Annotated in this window: 14 protein-coding genes; 4 read left to right on the top strand and 10 right to left on the bottom strand. The window is 36.3% G+C overall.

What is annotated here, in order from left to right; genetic code table 11:
* The first annotated feature begins 191 nt into the window (after positions 1-191).
* Positions 192-1,106, top strand: a complete 915-nt coding sequence (locus GHT08_RS06155) for a class I SAM-dependent methyltransferase (RefSeq protein ID WP_163580551.1) — start codon at positions 192-194, stop codon at positions 1,104-1,106.
* Here GHT08_RS06155 and GHT08_RS06150 read toward each other — a convergent pair.
* The 3 genes from GHT08_RS06150 to GHT08_RS06140 form a co-directional block, all read right to left on the bottom strand.
* The gene (locus GHT08_RS06150; RefSeq protein WP_163580550.1) at positions 1,088-1,381 is read right to left on the bottom strand and encodes an alpha/beta fold hydrolase; all 294 of its coding nucleotides are present in this window, start codon (positions 1,379-1,381) and stop codon (positions 1,088-1,090) included. The genes GHT08_RS06155 and GHT08_RS06150 overlap by 19 nt on opposite strands.
* Positions 1,382-1,528: 147 nt before the next feature.
* The gene (locus tag GHT08_RS06145) at positions 1,529-1,954 is read right to left on the bottom strand and encodes a hypothetical protein (protein WP_163580549.1); all 426 of its coding nucleotides are present in this window, start codon (positions 1,952-1,954) and stop codon (positions 1,529-1,531) included.
* Complete coding sequence (locus GHT08_RS06140) at positions 1,944-2,156, bottom strand: helix-turn-helix transcriptional regulator (RefSeq protein WP_163580548.1); 213 nt, start codon at positions 2,154-2,156, stop codon at positions 1,944-1,946. The genes GHT08_RS06145 and GHT08_RS06140 overlap by 11 nt, the downstream gene beginning before the upstream one ends.
* Before the next feature lie 671 nt (positions 2,157-2,827).
* Between GHT08_RS06140 and GHT08_RS06135 the strand changes: the two genes are divergently transcribed.
* Positions 2,828-3,163 (top strand): DUF3221 domain-containing protein, encoded by a 336-nt coding sequence (locus GHT08_RS06135; RefSeq protein WP_163580547.1) that lies wholly within the window; start codon positions 2,828-2,830, stop codon positions 3,161-3,163.
* A gap of 768 nt (positions 3,164-3,931) precedes the next feature.
* On the opposite strand, the gene GHT08_RS06130 is transcribed toward GHT08_RS06135, so the two are convergent.
* The 7 genes from GHT08_RS06130 to GHT08_RS06100 form a co-directional block, all read right to left on the bottom strand.
* Complete coding sequence (locus GHT08_RS06130) at positions 3,932-4,744, bottom strand: carbohydrate ABC transporter permease (RefSeq protein ID WP_163580546.1); 813 nt, start codon at positions 4,742-4,744, stop codon at positions 3,932-3,934.
* Complete coding sequence (locus GHT08_RS06125) at positions 4,744-5,652, bottom strand: carbohydrate ABC transporter permease (protein WP_163580545.1); 909 nt, start codon at positions 5,650-5,652, stop codon at positions 4,744-4,746. Before GHT08_RS06125 ends, GHT08_RS06130 begins: the two co-directional genes overlap by 1 nt.
* Positions 5,653-5,910: 258 nt before the next feature.
* Complete coding sequence (locus GHT08_RS06120; protein WP_163580544.1) at positions 5,911-7,254, bottom strand: ABC transporter substrate-binding protein; 1,344 nt, start codon at positions 7,252-7,254, stop codon at positions 5,911-5,913.
* A 105-nt stretch (positions 7,255-7,359) separates the two neighbouring features.
* Positions 7,360-8,682, bottom strand: coding sequence for a response regulator (locus GHT08_RS06115; protein ID WP_163580543.1), 1,323 nt, complete (start codon positions 8,680-8,682; stop codon positions 7,360-7,362).
* Positions 8,679-10,127, bottom strand: coding sequence for a sensor histidine kinase (locus tag GHT08_RS06110; protein WP_163580542.1), 1,449 nt, complete (start codon positions 10,125-10,127; stop codon positions 8,679-8,681). The genes GHT08_RS06115 and GHT08_RS06110 overlap by 4 nt, the downstream gene beginning before the upstream one ends.
* Positions 10,124-11,110: a sugar-binding protein gene (locus GHT08_RS06105; protein WP_163580541.1), complete on the bottom strand. Its 987-nt coding sequence runs from the start codon at positions 11,108-11,110 to the stop codon at positions 10,124-10,126. The genes GHT08_RS06110 and GHT08_RS06105 overlap by 4 nt, the downstream gene beginning before the upstream one ends.
* Before the next feature lie 109 nt (positions 11,111-11,219).
* Positions 11,220-15,890 carry a glycoside hydrolase family 2 TIM barrel-domain containing protein gene (locus GHT08_RS06100; protein ID WP_163580540.1) on the bottom strand — a complete coding sequence of 1,557 codons (4,671 nt, stop codon included), beginning with the start codon at positions 15,888-15,890 and terminating at the stop codon, positions 11,220-11,222.
* Positions 15,891-16,317: 427 nt separating this feature from the next.
* On the opposite strand from GHT08_RS06100, the gene GHT08_RS06095 reads away from it, so the two are divergent.
* Together GHT08_RS06095 and GHT08_RS06090 are read left to right on the top strand one after the other, a co-directional pair.
* Positions 16,318-17,580, top strand: coding sequence for an APC family permease (locus GHT08_RS06095; RefSeq protein ID WP_163580539.1), 1,263 nt, complete (start codon positions 16,318-16,320; stop codon positions 17,578-17,580).
* Positions 17,570-18,163, top strand: a complete 594-nt coding sequence (locus GHT08_RS06090) for an Ada metal-binding domain-containing protein (RefSeq protein WP_163580538.1) — start codon at positions 17,570-17,572, stop codon at positions 18,161-18,163. The genes GHT08_RS06095 and GHT08_RS06090 overlap by 11 nt, the downstream gene beginning before the upstream one ends.
* The last annotated feature ends 76 nt before the right edge of the window (positions 18,164-18,239 follow it).

Genomic DNA, 18,239 nt, shown 5'->3' with positions numbered 1-18,239 from the left:
CCCTCCTCAATTTAATCTGAAACTTAAAAATTTTCACTTGTTATATTTTAACATATATAAACCATTATCAGAAGCAAAAGAGTTGATAAAAAAGTTGATTTATGCTATAATGTAATATTAATAATTAGGTGATATAATAAGATTCTCCTGGCCAGGGGAATCTTATTTTTTTGTATAGGAGGAAGATGTTAATGAAGCAGAATGAGTCAAGTCTAACTTCCTTAGTATCGGCTTTTGGCCGAGCATATCACCATAAATACGATACGCCTAAGATTTTCGATGATTTTATTGCCAACGATTTACTATCCGAAGAAGAGTTTTCAGCTGTTAGTAAGAATATGATGAACGGAATTCAGTTTTTTAACAAAGATATTGGAGAGCGTTTTAAAGATCAGCCAGAAGAAATTTTGAAATGGATTACACAAGTACAGCTTTCTCCTACACCATTAGCACGTGCTGCATATTGTGAAAAAGTACTACTTCATGAAATTGAGTTGGGTTCATCACAGTATGTCATACTTGGTGCGGGATTAGACACTTTTGCTTTTCGGCACCCAGAATTGACAGATAGATTAGATATATATGAGATTGATTTTCCTGCTACACAGGCATTTAAAAAACAAAAGTTAGCTGATGTTAATTTTGATATTCCTGAAAATCTCCATTTTGTTGCGATGGACTTTACTACTACTTTTTCCCATCAAGATTTAACAGATCAAGGATTTGATAACAAAAAAACATTTATTAGCCTTTTAGGTGTTTCCTATTATTTAACGAAAGAGGAAAATGCGAATTTGATCCAACATTTATTTACTAACCTTCCTCCAGGCAGCTCTATTGTTTTTGATTATGCAGACGAAAAACTCTTTGAAGAAAAGGGCATTTCTAATCGAGTTGAAAATATGGTTAAAATGGCTGCGGCAAGTGGGGAATCAATGAAATCTTGTTTTACTTATGCGGAGATTGAGAGTTTGTTAGAGAAAGCAGGATTGCAAATTTATGAACATTTATCACCGACTGACATAAATGAGCATTTCTTTAGCAATAGGACAGATTATTTAACTGCTTTTGAGACGATTCATTTTATTCATGCTGTGAAGCGGTAATCAGAGAAAACCGGGTCCTTTAATGGATTCGGTTTTTTTACTGTTAAGATGCTTTTAAACTTACTCAAAAAATCAAGGATGATAGACGCCAATTTTTCTGAAGCCTCCATATTCACTTCATGACCCGCACCTTTCACTGTGCGAAATTCCCCTTTTGACATTTGTTCTACCAACTTCACCGCTGATTTTTTGTTTACTTTGTCATTTTCCCCACATAAGATTAATGTATTGCATGGAACCCTTTCTATATCTTTACTAAAATCTAATTCCATCATCGATTTCATCAATATAATAAATTGTCATACGTGGGGTCTTCATATTTCAGAAGATTAAACAAATCAGGATATAAAAAATCAGTTTTTCCCCCATGTGAGAGATAGTTTCTGCCCAACTTAAGACATTATACTTAAACACCCATTTCTCTACATCTTTTTGGTATTTGTCAAAAATTGATAACCCCAGTAAACTTGGCATATTAAAAAAAGCCCTATGAGAGTAAAAAAAGATACCTTATTCATATAGCCAAACATTGCTAATGCTAAAAGGCCAAATGAAAATAAAGTAGTCATCAAGTCAAAGGCTTTAGATTTCGCATTTTGATTGATTATGATATTTCGTTCATCATTTTCCTCAATATGTTGTCTTTTCGTCTTATATTTTTCGTGTATGATTGCTGAACCGCTCATAACAAATAATAAAATCCCACAAAAACTAACTGCTATTGGTACTAAATCCATTCTTACAAACGGAATTTTTAAAACTTCTGCACCAACAAACCTCAAAATAATTCCTGACAGTGTTAGCAAGACCCCCATAATTATTAAAGACCATGATAAATTATTTCTCATTATTCGTTTCCTCCTCATAGATAAAAATTTCTTCGATACTCATTCCAAAGTATCGTGCTATCTTAAATGCAAGAATAATAGATGGGTTATATCTTCCATTTTCGAGGGAACCAATTGTCTGTCTGGTTACCTCTAAAGCTGTAGCAAGTTCTTCCTGATTTACACCACGTTTTTTCCGTATTTCTTCTAATCTGTTTTTCATAACATAATTCCTTCCTCATAACGGAAAGTTGACTTTCCATAATTATAAAAGTATTTTTCTTTTTTGTAAAGCACGCTTTCCATTTGGAATATAAATTTGCAGGTTTAAATCAAAACCTGTAAATTTTATATTCAGTCCTATGATTTTAACAGCAAAGAGTAGCGGTTTTTCCACACTATTATCCGATATGATATGGCAAGCATTAGCTAATTTTTTTGGGGGATTCTACACGATAATCCGAATACCCCTTTAAAAAAAGACGGTGAATCTTAATGCACAGACACAAACCAATTTTTTGTATTTGCAGGTATAGCTTTGTAAAAAAGTTTAATCAAAAAGAAACTTAAACATTGAAAAATAAATGTTTCACTATCGGCTCAACAGTAATTTTGATCAATCTTTTTTAAAAACGGCACAACTTTTTTATATACGATCAAATACATGGTTATTAATTTTTATTACTACAAACGCAGCAAGGGCTGAGAAATGGTAGAACACCAGTAGTATTATATCGGTATATAAAGAAATAAGGATTAAATAGTGCCAGTGAAAATAGTTACTCATGGTTCATCTATTTAATTTTTTCAATTATGAATGAGGATTAAACAATTAAATAACGAAACCCATATAATGCTAAATTCGTCTTATTATATAAAGGGGGAGTGTATCTAATGAAAAAAAAAGTATTCATTACTTTTACTGCTATATTGTTAAGTATTTCAATAGCAGGGTGTGGCAAGTCTGATATGGAAGGTATTATTTTAGAAGTAACAGAAAATGAGATATTGCTTTCAAAGAATCTTTCTCTGGACAAGTATGAAGATATAAAAAATAAATCAATTTCAGAGATACAGGAAGAGGAAAAGGGTATTTCTTTAATTTCTTTAGCATATGACAATACAGAGGAATGGTCAAAAGGTGATGAAGTAAAAGTATGGATTGATGGAGATATACTTGCATCCTATCCTGAGCAAGCTAAGGCTAAGAAAATCCAATTTCAAAAATAAGTTTCTCAACAATTTACCTTTTTTTCCAAAACTTAAAACAAATTTTTAAACTTTACATGTTTAGACATAAGATCCTCCTAAAATTATTTACTGTCGATCAAGTATTCCAATCGCTTAATTAAGTCCTGACTTAGTGTCGCTAGGTATTTACTCTTGTTGCACCACAACCAATTACTGAACGCTCTTGGATAAGCTATTTATTGTTACAAGGTAATCCACCTTCACCACATTTTAGGTAGTTGGCTGAACTAATTAATGTATGTGAAAATTCAATGAATAATCTATGAGATATTTAAGAAGGGATAAGGATATGTTATCAAATTACTAATACGTAGTTTTTTTCACTCTTAAGAAGTTAGATGAAATACTTCTGCTATATCATAGAAGTGTTAGGAATAGAGGAGTACTTTGCTTACATAAATATCATCTGAATATTCAAGTCTCTCTATTGAATGTTTTCAGAGATAATAAAGAATTGTTCCTTCTCTGTTTAAGGAAGTTCTACTAGTTAGACGTAAGTATTACTGATAAGGTTACAAGCGAATGTATGATTAGTAATTTATTTCAAATAACTAGTATTTCGCTAGTTCCATTTTCGAATGATTCACCTATTGGTTCTTCCCCTTAATACCCCTTTAGACAATCATATACAAAGGGGTGAAGCTTCACGACTTTATTTTAAAACTACAGTTGGGTAATAAAGCCGATTTCTTAATGTAGGAAATCGGCTTCTATTAACTTGCAACCATAAATATAATAATATTATGCTTACCCTTTTACCGACCCAGCAAGTAAACCACGTACAAAATATTTACCTAATAAAATATATACCAGCAATGTCGGCATAGCAGCAAGCAATGCTCCTGCCATTTGAACATTCCATTGTACAATTTGACTACCGGATAAGTTTTGCAGTGCTACTATTACTGGTTGTGCATTGTTGTTCGTAATCGTTACGGCGAAAAGAAATTCGTTCCAAATGTTCGTGAATTGCCAAATCGCAACAACAACAAATCCAGTGATCGAAAGTGGTAAAATTATTCGACGAAAGATTCCTAAGAAGCTTGCACCATCCACTTGTGCGGCTTCAATCATCGAATCAGGAATGTTCGCATAAAAGTTGCGGAACATCAAGGTTGTAATCGGTAGTCCGTAAACCACATGGGTAAAGATCAACCCAATGATCGAGTTATAGAGATTGATAGAATTCAAGAATTGGATTAATGGAATCAGAATACTTTGATATGGAATAAACATGCCGAATAGAATCAGTGTGAATACCGTTTCGGAGCCTTTGAATCTCCATTTTGACAATACATATCCATTCATCGCCCCTAGTATCGCTGACAATAATGTTGCTGGGATAACGAGATAGAGACTGTTCATTAAATTTGGTGCGAGCTCCGTGAATGCGTGCGTATAACTAGAAAAGTCAATCGCTGATGGCAGTGACCACATTTCAGATAACGATACTTCATCAAGTGGTTTGAAACTGGTAATCAGCATGACATAGACCGGTGTCAGAAAAAAGAGAGCGATCGCGATTAGCACGGCATATTTAGCAATTTTCCTCACTACCATCATGATGCCCCCCTTCTTGAATTAATCAAATATGGCACGATAAATACGGCAACAAGTAGCAACATGATAATCGCGATTGCTGCACCGTTTGCGTAGTAGTTACCACGGAATGTTGTTTCAAACATGTAGACACCTGGTACATCAGTGACGAAATTGGCACCAGAACCTGTCATCGCATAAATCAGGTCAAATATTTTTAGTGAAATGTGTGCCATGATGATCACTACACTCATGGTAATTGGTGTGAGCATCGGTAGAATGACTTTACGATAGATTTGCAGTTCGGATGCACCATCAATTCGTGCCGCTTCTCTAAGCTCATCTGGAATTCCAGTAAGTCCTGCGACATACATCGCAAGTGAGAATCCCGTCATTTGCCATACAGCCGCTATTACAACAGCAATCATGGCGACAGGTAAACCGAATTCAATACTTCCCCACTGGAATCCCGCCAGAATGTTAGTATCTGTATACCATTTTGGTTGGATACCGAACACTTGTAAGAATTGATTGAAACCAGTAGACGGATTTAGTAGCCATTGCCAAACGACCCCCGTTACGACGAAAGATAACGCCATCGGGAATAAAAAAATATTGCGAAATAACGAATTAGCTTTTTTCGTTTGGTCGAGCAAAATCGCTAAAACTAATCCTAAGATAATAACAAATCCGATAAATAGAATTGTAAAAAAGACGGTATTACGTAAATCTGCTTGGAAACGATAATCTCCAAATAGATAGATATAGTTCTTCAAACCAGCAAATGACATATCAGGCACAAGGGTATTCCAATTACTTAAGGAAACCCAACCAGTCCAACCAATAAACCCATAGACAAATATAACAATGAGCAAAAAGGATGGGGCTAAGAACAATAATGCCATCAGCCGATCTCTGGTAATTTTCATCGCGATTGTCCTCCCATCTGAAGTAATTTCTTTTTTTTTTGAAGTAATTGTTGTTTTGGTTCGCATAAAAAGAGTGGGTTATTTGCAACTTTTAAGATTTATTTGCAAGTTACACTTTTTATTTGCAACTTTGCAGATTTATTTGCAACTTCCTCTTTTTATTTGCAACTCTGCAGTTTTATTTGCAACTTTCTCTTTTTATTTGCAACTTCCGCGCTTGTTTCAAAAGGAAGGCTCGCACAGGGCGAGCCTTCAGTTTTAAAGATCTCCTGCTATTTGTTGTAGTTTTTCGATAAATTGGTCGACATCTTGTTGGGTGACGAAGATATTTACTTCTTGATTTGCTTTCGTTAGGTATCCCTCTGATGCGGCTGAACCGTGCGCTAAGCTTGGTGATAAGTTACTGTTTTGGAAATCTTCCATTGTGTCTGTACCGTATTCATCATATTTGGATGGATCAGCATCGACACGTGCTGGTATCGAACCTTTTAATGGGTTGAATTCATCTTGGCCTTCCACGGAACCAAGAACTGCTAAAAATTCTTTTACTGTATCTGGATTTTCTACACCTTTAGGTAGACCGAATGTGTCGGTGATAACCATAAAGTCTTCTGTTGTACCTGGGAACGGGAAGTAACCAAAGTCAACATTGGTTTCTAAATCTAAATCATTAGAGAAGTAACCTTTTGCCCAGTCACCCATGTTAGTCATTGCTGCTTCTCCTTCACCAACAAGTTGGGAAGCGTCTTGCCAGTTACGGGATGCATGGTCTTCGTTGACATAACCTAGGATTGTTTCGAAGTATTCTGCTGCTTGGCGAACACGGTCATCGTCAAAGCCAACTTCTCCTTCCCACAATGCGCGATAGTCATCGGGACCAAGTGTTGCTAGTAGTAAGTTTTCAAAAATTTGTGTTGCTGTCCATGCTTCTTTATCACCCATTGCAAGTGGTGTGACACCTGCTTCATCAAGTTGTGCTAATACATCGACAAATTCCTCTAATGTTGTTGGTACTTCAATACCGTTCTCCTCAAATACTTCCATGTTATAGAAGATCACATTTCCACGGTGAATGTTTACCGGTACGGAGTAGATATCTCCGTCTTTACTTACCATGTCAATTAATTCTTCTGGAAATTTATCCATTAAATCATTTTCTTCATAAAAATCGTTCAACGGTTCCATCTTGTCAGCTGCAACCCAACTCTCATTTAGTTCTGCTCCACCATGTACCTGGAACGTGGATGGTGGGTCATTCCCTTGCATTCTCGTAGCTAGTACGGCTTTTGCGTTCGTACCTGCACCACCTGCTACTGCAGCATTTTCCACTTTAATATCTGGATGTTGTTCTTCGAATAAATCAATAAGTGCAAGTAAACCATCTTCTTCCCCTGCACCAGTCCACCAGCTGAAGATTTCTACTGTATCACCATCTCCTGACGATTCAGCATCTTCTTCCTCACTTGCTCCATCATCTGAAGTATCTTCTGTTTGATCGTCTGTGGTGCCTGTATCATCTGTCGTCTCTTCATCTCCTCCGCATGCCGCTAAGGCAACCATGAAGATGAACATAAATAGAAACATTAAACTTTTCTTTAACATCTTTTTTCCCCCTCGATATAATATAAGCGCTTTCAACTATGATTATATAAAAAGTTTTCTTCGGATAGATGGTTCATATACTGTAATATTTTAAGAATGCCTGCATTATTTTAAGATCATCATTTGATACTGTTTTGGGGAACGACCAACATTCTTTTTGAATACCCGACTAAAATAATTTGGATCCCGATAACCAACTAAAAAACTAATTTCTTTTAACGTCGCCTCATTTTGCTGTAATAGTTCTTTTGCCTTTTGGATTCGAATTTCTGTTAAATAGTCGCTGAATGTCTCTCCTGTTTCTTCGTGAAATAGATTCGATAAATAGTTAGTACTTAAATCAGTATATTTCGAGACATCCTCTAGACTAAATGATTTATGATAATTTTCATGAATAAATTTTTTTGCGCGTTCAACCTTGTTTTTGGATTGAAAATACCGCCGAATTTCCAGACATACAATTTGAAAGAATTCACGCCATTCTTCAGATGAAGTAAGTTGTTCATAAGGTATTTCTGGAAAGCTCAGATCTCTTTCTTCTAGTAATTGTTTCACCTTAAAATATGCTTCGATATCTAACTGTTTGACCGCTACATCAAAATAAGACCAAACTCTATCTTCATCCCCTTCTTTGAGTGCCTGCATTAACGGCGTAAAATCTGGTGATGATTCGATCCTTGTTGGGAAGCCGTATTTTTTTTGACCAACCTCAACTAAATGACGTAGTGCTTGTTTTGCTTCATAATAAGATGATGCTAGATTATTTGGTAACGAATATGGATGACCAACCCCAATAAATATGTCCTCACCTAATTGGAGTTGGAGCTTCCTCACCATCTTTAGTACAAATGCATTGTCTATTTTTTCATCAGAGACATAAAGACCTATTTTCTCATATTGAATAAATTCAGAAGGTAATGCCACATATTTATTCATTACAATAAAAAAGCCACTTTGCATGTTTGGACACAATTTTCTTTGCAAATTATACGTGTTTTCACCCTGTATGAGCATTTTAAGTAATAAAGTGCTTCGGATATCACTCATTTGCTTATCTTGATCGATTTCTTTCATTACACGAAATATAGCACGAATGGTTTCTTCCTTTTTGCTTGGTTTGAGGATATATTCTTTCACCCCTAACTTCATAGCCTGTTTGGCATAATCAAATGAATCATATGCGGTTACCATTATAAATTTAGTCATTGGGTGTATATTACAAATTTCCTCCATTGCTTCAAGTCCATTGATACCAGGCATTTTAATATCCATTAGGATAATGTCAGGTGATAGGGTTTTTGCTAATTCAATCGCTTTCCTACCATTCATAGCTTCACCCACCACTTCTAGGCTTTGAATATTTTCTTCTAAGAACTTACGCATTGCCTTCCTTTCTACAATTTCATCTTCTGCAATCATTACTTTCATGCTACTTCCCCCTTCTTCTGTAACGGCAGATAAAGTTTAATTTTTGTTCCTTCTCCTAGTTTGGAGTCTATGAATAGTATATTTTCTTCTTGATAAAACAGCTGTAATCGCTTGATCACATTAACAAGGCCTATTCCTGTAATATGACCAACATGTGCATCTTCCTCCATATTCAGAATCTTGCTCTGTTGATTCTGGCTGATGCCTACTCCATTGTCACACACTTCAATTAAGGCATATTCACCTAAATCATGAATAAATAATTCTATCTTACCGCCTTCTTCCAATGTCTCTAACCCATGAATAAAAGCATTTTCCACTAAAGGCTGCAAAATTAACCTCGGAATTTGAACATTCAAATGATCTTCTAACGAATCAATATGAAATTCGATTCGTTCCATGAATCTCATACGTTGGATATGAATATACTCTTCGACCATCTTTATTTCATCTTTCAATTGTACTGTTTTCTTTAAATCCCCTAAGCTATGTCGCATCATCGAAGCTAACGACTCTATTAATCTCGAAGTAGAATGTGCATCTTCTAAATATGCCATCTTCGTTACGGTGTTAAGCGTATTAAATAAAAAATGTGGTTGGATTTGATTTTGTAAATGCTTGAGTTCTAATTCTTTCATGAGCATCTGTTGTTCTGATTGATCTTGTATTTCTTTGATTAATTTTTGAATATTAGAACGCATCGTATTAAAAGAGTCTCCTAATAATTTCAACTCATCCGTTGATTCGATTCCAACAGGTGTACCTTCAAAATTCCCTTGCGAAACTTCACCTGCTACACGTGATAATTCCCGAACAGGGTGATGAATCCCCTTTGCAAGCCTAAATGCAAGATAAATGCCGATCATAATAGATGAAATTAACAGAAATATCGTAAAATATTTAAATGATTGACTGCGATCTTGCATATCTACATAGAATGGTTGATATTCCGTTAAAGAAGTATCAAGTAATTCCAGTGCTGTCTCTTGAGTGTAATTAGCCATACTTTGTACTTCTTTCATATGGGTTGTATATTGTTCAATATCATCCCGAATAACAAAGCCGATTGTTAATTCAGATTGATAGATAAGAGATTCAATCAAATTAATATAGTTTTTGTATTCAATTGGTGCTGATTCAGATAATAATGGTTGGATTTCCTCTTTTAGAAGCATTCTTTGCTGATAGTATTCTTGGAGGGCTGTATCTTCTCGATTTAACACATAGGATTTCGTAGCTTCTGATAAATTGGTAGCAGTTTTAGAAATAGAATTAAGTCGTAACAGAGATTCCGTATTCTCATGGTATTGTTTCATCATTTGGGTAGAACTAAAGTAGATAGAAATGGTTACAATATTAAATAATATAATAAAAACAGCAAAAATTAAGGTTAATTTCGATTGTATTGTTCTGCCACTGATAATAGTATAAAACCAATGTTTCATGGTAACTCCCCTACTTCTATCGGTGCAATAAGCTCACCATTATAAATATGGGATGAATCCACTACCCCGGTTTCCGTATAATAAAAAGGTTCAAGGGTTTGGTTTTGCTGCAGTTGTAACATCAGCTCCACCGATCTTCTCCCCATTTCTTCCGGATACTGAACAACCGTTGCTTCTATATATCCTTTCTCTATCTCATCAAGCGTTTCGGGTAATATATCAAATGAAATGATATATGGATGTTCCTTTGTTTTCATTTCTTTGATTCCTTGTACAATACCGATTCCATCTAATGCGCTGGCACCAAAAAAGGCAGTAATATCAGGATGTTCTTTTAATACACGATAAGTTGCTTGTGCTGCACCGAGTGTTGTAATATTGGATTCTGCTATTCGGATTAATTCTATCCGTTCTGATAAATCGATAGCATCTTGAAAACCAGATAACCTTTCAATTTGATTTTGAGCATTTCTCGTACCAATGATTACCGCCACTTTCTGCTCGCCAGTAGTTTGGTTGACCATTGTCTGCCCCGCTAAATATCCAGCCTTATAATTATCCGTGCCAATATAAAAATGACGACCACTATTCTCATTATCTGCGTCAATCGTTGCAACGGTAATATTATGATTGACTGCTTTTTGGACGAGGGTATCAAAGCGTTCATTATTAATCCCTTTGATAATAATACCATCTACATCTGCTGCAATCATACGGTCAAATATAGCAAGCTGTTCTTCTTCATCTAACACTTTGGGACCAGTGTACTCTAAATATATATTATGCTCTGCAGCTTCCTCTCTTGCCCCTTTCTCCACAAGTCGCCAATAATCATTACCTATTTCTTCTATAATCAGGACAAAGTGATAATCATAGGGGTTTTCCGTACCAAGTTCTCCTTCAATGTAAAAAGTCTCTTTACCAAAATAGATCATTAGCAAAAATGAAATACTAAATAAAAGAATAAATATCAGCTTCTGCATCTGTTCTCCCCCCTAGTCACTTATAATGGCAAACTACTTTAATTCCCATGACTATATTTGGAATAGGAAAGTCTCTCAAAGAGCAACATCTTTAAGAGACTTAGTTAATTTATATGTCATGTTTTCTTCTTTTAACATAAGTGAAAGTAACTATTACACCAATCAGTAGTAATAAGCTACCTGCTATTAAAATGTTAAATGTACTTGTAGCTGTATCTGGTAATTCGTCAGCTGTTTCGCGATTTGTATTATCTTCGCCTTTAGATGGATTGTCGGGATGCTGTTCAGAATCCGAAGTGTCATCCTGATCATCTTGTTTCTCAGGTTCATTTGTCTCATCATCCGTATCATCACTGGTGTTATCCTCCGCTTCAAATACCCCATATGCACTAAAATGATCAACTAGGGCATATACTTCTCTGCCTTCTCCATTGCCCCATTCGATCTCTTCATCTAGATCACTCGTGTAGATAACTTTAACCTCATCCCAATTTGGGTCTGCATTCTCATCTATCATAAAAGTAATGGTAATCGATTCAGGAAACTCGGTGATTTCTTCGTTTCCAATGAATAATTGAAAGATTGTCACATGGCTAATCGCTTCATAGCCCTCTACTTTCTCTTCCACATCTTCCATGACTAGACTGATATCTTCCCCCTCATATTGAGCCAAAAGTTGTTCTATTACATCGATGGGGAATGTTACTTTTGCTTGTGAAATCTCAGAGCTAAACACTACTGCTTCTGTTACATTCTTTAATTGCTCTTTCGCAATCACTTGTCCTGCTTGTACTTCTAATATTTTGATTTTCTCTTCTTCCTCGGGCTGTTTCTCTTCTAATGACTCTATAGCTGACTGTAAAGCAGTGATGGCCTGTTGTAAGTCTGCTTCTGTCTCAATCTTGGATCGTGCTACTTCAGCCTCTTCAATTGCTGTTTGTAATGCCTGATAGGATTCGCTTGTGTATTGTTCATCTGCATTATCTATCCTTTTCGCTTCCTCAATTAGATCTTCTAACGGTGTGATGTCAATTGGCTCTACCATATCAATTCCTATCGGACGTAATCGATAGCTATGTGTATATTCTTGATTTGCAAAAAGCGTAAATCGATCATACGGCCTCGCACCCCAGCTATTGTCACCACCAAGACCCATTTGTTTGTAGTTTAATCGTAAAACAACTTCCTCTCTTGGGGTTAACATGTATGGTCTTGAAACACTGTCTAAATCTTTTGGTGTATAATGAAGCGCATTCACTTCCATTAATGGTAGGCCTTCTGCTTTTAAACCTACCCCCTCTTCATTAGTAAGGGTCACCCAACGCACGTCTGTTTTATTTCCTACTTCCTGTGGTTCAATATGAGGTACGAATTGCTCTTCAACAGTACTGCTATATGTCCCAACAAAAGCACCGGTATTGCGATCCCAATAGTTTTCTTGTGGTCCTCTGCCATACCAAGTTAGGTTTTCAAATTCTGCTGGTAAGGTTAGCATCATTCCAATTTCCGGAATTTCAGGCAAATTGCTTCCCGGGTCTAACCACGTATCAACTTCGATTTCTCCATTCCCGTAGATCATATAGCTAACACGGTATTGCGAAGAATTATTTGTCGGTAGGGTGGCATTCACTATAACTTCTACTGCTTTATCATTTAATTGCTCAACATCGACACTATCGACTTGCCAGTTCTCCCCAGCATTACGCCATGTTCCCGTACGATTAGGCATACCATTACCTTTATCATTATCATTTGGTGCTCTCCAAAAATTAGGGATTGGTCCTGATTCAATAAGGGATGTGTCGCCGAACTGATAAGAAGTTAATGTACCTAATTTTTCACTAAAAGTCACTTCAAAAGTAGACCCCTCTATTGTAATTATTCCTTCTTCATTATTGAAGACAACATCGTCCATACCCGATATAGCTACATTTTCTCGGTATGGTATATCTTCAGATAAAGTAATTTGTTCACTCGCCACAACATGACCACTTTCCGCCCATTTAGTATCATGAGGTAATATAAAACTTACATTGACAAAATATTCTGCTCCTGCTTTACGATTATACTCATGATATGGAATCGTTACTTCACTACTATTTAATGCCTCTACATCAACAGTAGATGAACCACTGTCTACTACTTCCCCATCTTCCAGCAAACTCCATTCCATATTAAATTCACTCGTATTCGTAAACAAAAACTTATTTTTAATTTCCATAGTACCGTCTTCAATATTGACGGGAACTATATCAATATTTTGGTATACTTTTTTCACTTCCAATAGTTCCGGTTGCACAGTACGATCAGGAAAAACTAATCCATTGGCACTAAAATTACCATCATTTGGATTGTCTCCCCAGTCACCACCTACCGCATAGAATTCTTTCTGATCATATTCTTTTGCTTCGATATCTTCAAATTCCATCCATAACACGGCGGAATCATCTGGTTCTCTTGTCACGTCAATGATTTCTTCTAGTGAAAGAGCACGATTATAAATACGAACATCGTCAATTGATCCGCTTAATTGTCTATCAGGATGTTGTGAGTTGCGCCCGATATTAACAGGGTAAGGATTACTGTTTAATGTTCCGCTTACCTCCATTTCGCCAAGTACTTCTCCATCCACAATCAGTTGAGCTTTCTCACCATCATATACACCTGCTACATGATGATAATTACCATCATACCAATCATCAGGAAGAGGTGCTGCAACTGCTTGCCAAGTATCATTATAGACATAGAATTCCAATTCATCATCATTTTGTTTAATGGCAAATTGGGTATCACCTTTTCCTACAAAAGGGCTATGTGTTGAGGTTTGACTAGGCTTTACCATTGCTTCAACAGTCAATGCTTCCGTAAGGTTTAACGATTCAGTTTCTGGAACAGTCACATACCCTCTAATACCGTTTCCACTTGAGCCTGTAACGGATTCACCATGAAGCTGACCTGTAATATCATTGACCGCATCAGTAGTTAGGTAACGAATTGGTGTTGGCCAAAGCAATGCCTGGTCTACCCAATCCCAGATAAACCCACCTTGAAGGTTCTCATACTTTTCAAACACATCCCAGTATAAGAATAAGTTACCGATGCTATTCCCCATACCATGTGCATATTCAATCTCTAGATGTGGTTTACTACTACCTGACTGACCATACTCTTCCAACCAATCGGGGGAGTGATACATGGTCGAATCAATATCCGTCCATCTACTGTCTCCTTCATATTGTGTTAAACGGCTTGGATCACGTTCTTTTGTCCATTCATGCATTTCCTTAAAGGTATTACCTTGACCCGCTTCATTTCCTAATGACCAAATTAACACGGAAGGGTGATTTTTATCCCGTTCCACCATACTTTTCATTCGGTCTAATGAAGCCGGTAACCATTGTTCATCACTCGCAGGTATATAGGAACGAGCTCCATGTGTTTCTAAATTAGCTTCATCCACCACATATAAACCATATTCGTTAGCTAATTCATAAAAACGCGGATCATTCGGATAATGGGAAGTTCGAACAGCATTAATATTATGCTGTTTCATTAATTTGATATCTTCTATCATACGTTCTTCAGACATTGTCCTACCTGTCACTGGGTCTATTTCATGGCGATTTGTACCTTTGAACATAATAGGCTTACCATTTATTTTCATCTGGCCATCTTTCAGTTCAAATTCACGGAAACCAACTTGCGTGCTAACGCTTTCAACAATGTTATCATCATTATCTTTTAGACTTAGCACAAGCATATATAAATTTGGATCTTCGGCTGACCATTTCAACGGATTTTCGACCAACTCACTAAGTTCAACCTTCATTTCCTTTTCTTCTCCTATCGAAGCCGTTACTTCAACAGGATTAGATAAAACCTCTTCCTTATCGGCATCATATAACATAGCTTCCACAGTATGGTCTTCTAAAGTACCATCGATATGACTAGCTACATCTACTTCTACATTTAAAGTGGCATTTTTATAATCTTCATCTAGATCTGTTGTCACAAAGAAGTCACGCATATGAACCTTTGAAGTGGAATATAAATAAACATCTCTAAAAATACCACTTAATCGAATAAAGTCTTGATCCTCTAACCAGCTGGCATCAGACCACCGATACACTTCAACCGCAAGTGTATTTTCTCCTTCTACTAAATAGTCCGTTATATTAAATTCTGCTACAGTAAAACTGTCTTCACTGTATCCAACCCTTTCTCCATTAACCCACAGATAAAAAGCAGACTCTACCCCTTGGAAAGAAATAAAGACCTCTCTTTCTTCCCATCCTTCGGGCACGGTAAAAGTTTCTCGATAGGAGCCGACAGGATTATACTCTGTTGGAGCATTTGGTGCATTGGGATTTTCCACCCCTGTCCAAGGATAAGTGATATTTGTATAAATAGGATAATCATATCCTTCTAGTTGCCAGCTACTTGGTACTGGAATCGTATCCCAGTCAGAATCATCGTAATCTACCTCGTAAAAGTTCTTTGGGCGTGATGCTGGATTTTCTGAAAACTGAAATTTCCAATCTCCATTTAATGCTTGATAATTAGAAGACGATTCCTTGTCTCGTTGTAGTGCAGATTCGACGTCATTAAACGGAATAAAACTTGCATGTACTGGCTCTCGATTTACTTCATAGATTTCTGGATTACCATTCCATTCATCGTGATTGCCTGTCCATTCTTGCTCTGTAGCATAAGAAGTGATAGGAAGAATGAGTAAAATAAGTGTCATAAATGGTAGAGAATATAGATATCTTTTCCCCATTATATTTGTTACCTCCTTAACAATAAGATAGTCAGGCACACTTTTCTATTGCATCACTCTTTTAATCACCCCCATGTCACTAACTTTTTAAAACGCTTTCACTCATGATTATAAAGAACAGAATTAGTTATAAATTATTATTTTCTATATTATTTTAAGAAAACCTTCATTATTTTACGATTAATTTTTTTATTTCAGATAATCATTATGAGATCGGAGGCGATCAGTGAGATATTAACTGTACAAGTACTTCATGTAACTGCATTTACCGTCTTCATATCTTTCATGTATGATCATTGCGGCCAAGAGACAGATTTATGTCCAAAAAAATGCGCATGAATGCTTTAAAACGAATTACACAGCAAAAATCAAGACGAATTTTCTCTCCCTTATCAGTACACTAAATACTAGAAAAAGGAGTGAAAATATGAATAATAAATCTATCGGATTATTCCAAGGAATTGCATTATATATGGCAGCAATTCTAGGATCAGGTGTCCTTTTTTTATCATCTGTAACGGCAGCAATTGCTGGCCCTGCATCTATTGTATCTTGGCTTATTGTTATTTTAATTAACTTTCCACTCGCTTATTCGTTTGCTAGTTTGGCACAGAAATATCCTGATGCCGGAGGGGCAGCAACTTTTGTTAGAAATTCTTTCGGATATCATCTTGGCAATATCGTTGGATGGTTTTACTTTGTTACAGCAGCAGTTGGCCAAACAATTGTATCCTTAACCGGAGCTTTTTACATCAGTCAGGCATTTGGACTTTCACATTTTGAATCGACTATAACTGCCATCTTTATATTGGTCATTGCAGGTGTTTTCAATTATTACGGCGTAAATGTCAGTAGTAAAGTTGCAGTTATTTTAAGTTCATTATTACTGATTCTTTTAGTGTCAGCCGTATTAGTGTCATTTACAAGGATACAATGGGGAAATTTTACTCCCTTTGTTCCAAATGGATGGTTTTCTGTCGGCAGTGCTATAACGGTTATCTTTTGGTCATTTTTCGGTTGGGAAGCGATTTGTAATCTAGCAGAGCGCTTTAAAAGTCCAGAAAAAAATATGGTCAAAGGCGCAGTTGTTAGTTCAGTTATTATCGGATTATTATTTTTATCGTTAAGCGTTGTTACGATTGGAACGGCAACGTATGGTAGTCAGGAAAGTAATCTGTCTCCTATTGGTGTTATAATGGAAGATACAGTAGGCATCGGTGCTAAAGCCGTCACTGCTGTTTTAGCGTTAATTATTTGTACTGGGACAGCGAATGCTTTTGTAGCGAGTCTAACACAATTAGGATATTCACTAAGCAGGGATGGTGCTTTTCCAAAATTTCTCTCAAGACTACATGGTACTACTCAAATTCCAAGACAGATGGTATTGTTTGTTATCTGTTTTTCGATAACAGGTGTTTTAGTGACGAATGCTTTGTCACTAACGTTTGATGACATCTTGTTTATACCGACCTCTCTAGGGATATTAGTTTATGTTCTTTCAATGGCGGCAGGCGTTAAATTGCTTAAAAATTACACACCTGCATGGTGGGCATCGTTCATCTCTTTTATTTTATGTATGCTAGTAATTCCTTTCTTTCAGCTGTATATATTTGTTCCGTTCGTGATCATCATTTTATATATGGTTTATATGATAAGTAAGAAAATGAAGGGAGAGTCTGATGATGAGTGAAAATAATCTTTCCAAAGGAACCATGTGGCAAGCTACGACAACTTGTGATCCAGCTTATGACGGGGTTTTCTATTACGCCGTAAAGACAACCGGGATTTTCTGCCGACCATCTTGCAAGTCGAAGGTTCCCAATCGTGAAAATGTTGGTTTCTTTTCAAACGCAGATGAAGCTAAAACGGCAGGTTATCGCCCATGCAAGAGATGTCGACCAGATCTAAGTATTAAAAAATATGATCCGCTCGAATACATTTTAGAAGATACTATGCAATTGATAGAAAGTAACTATGATGAAAAAATGTCTTTACACGAAATGGCCTCTAGTATAGGAGTTAGTCGTTTTCACTTAAATCGGATTTTTAAAGAAAAAACAGGATGTACTCCACGAACATATTTAGAAAAAGTCAGAGTTAAGAAAGCGAAGGAACTTCTCTTGACAACAGCATTTAATAACACAGAGATTGGTTATCAGGTAGGTTTTCGGAGTATGTCCAGCTTTTATCATGCATTTAAACGAAACACAGGACTTTCACCTAGTCAATTCCGTGCTTACTATAGTGGAAATACGCCGAAGTCAAGAACTTGAATGAATTCACGTTCTTAACACAAGACAGAATGGGTAACAATGGTGTTTAGTACTAACTAGTCCGTTAACAAGAGAC

This window comes from Gracilibacillus saliphilus (assembly GCF_010994085.1).
GTDB classification, from domain to species: domain Bacteria; phylum Bacillota; class Bacilli; order Bacillales; family Amphibacillaceae; genus Gracilibacillus; species Gracilibacillus lacisalsi.
Note: the sequence above shows the minus strand (reverse complement) of the source record. Positions and strands in the feature narration are given on the sequence as shown.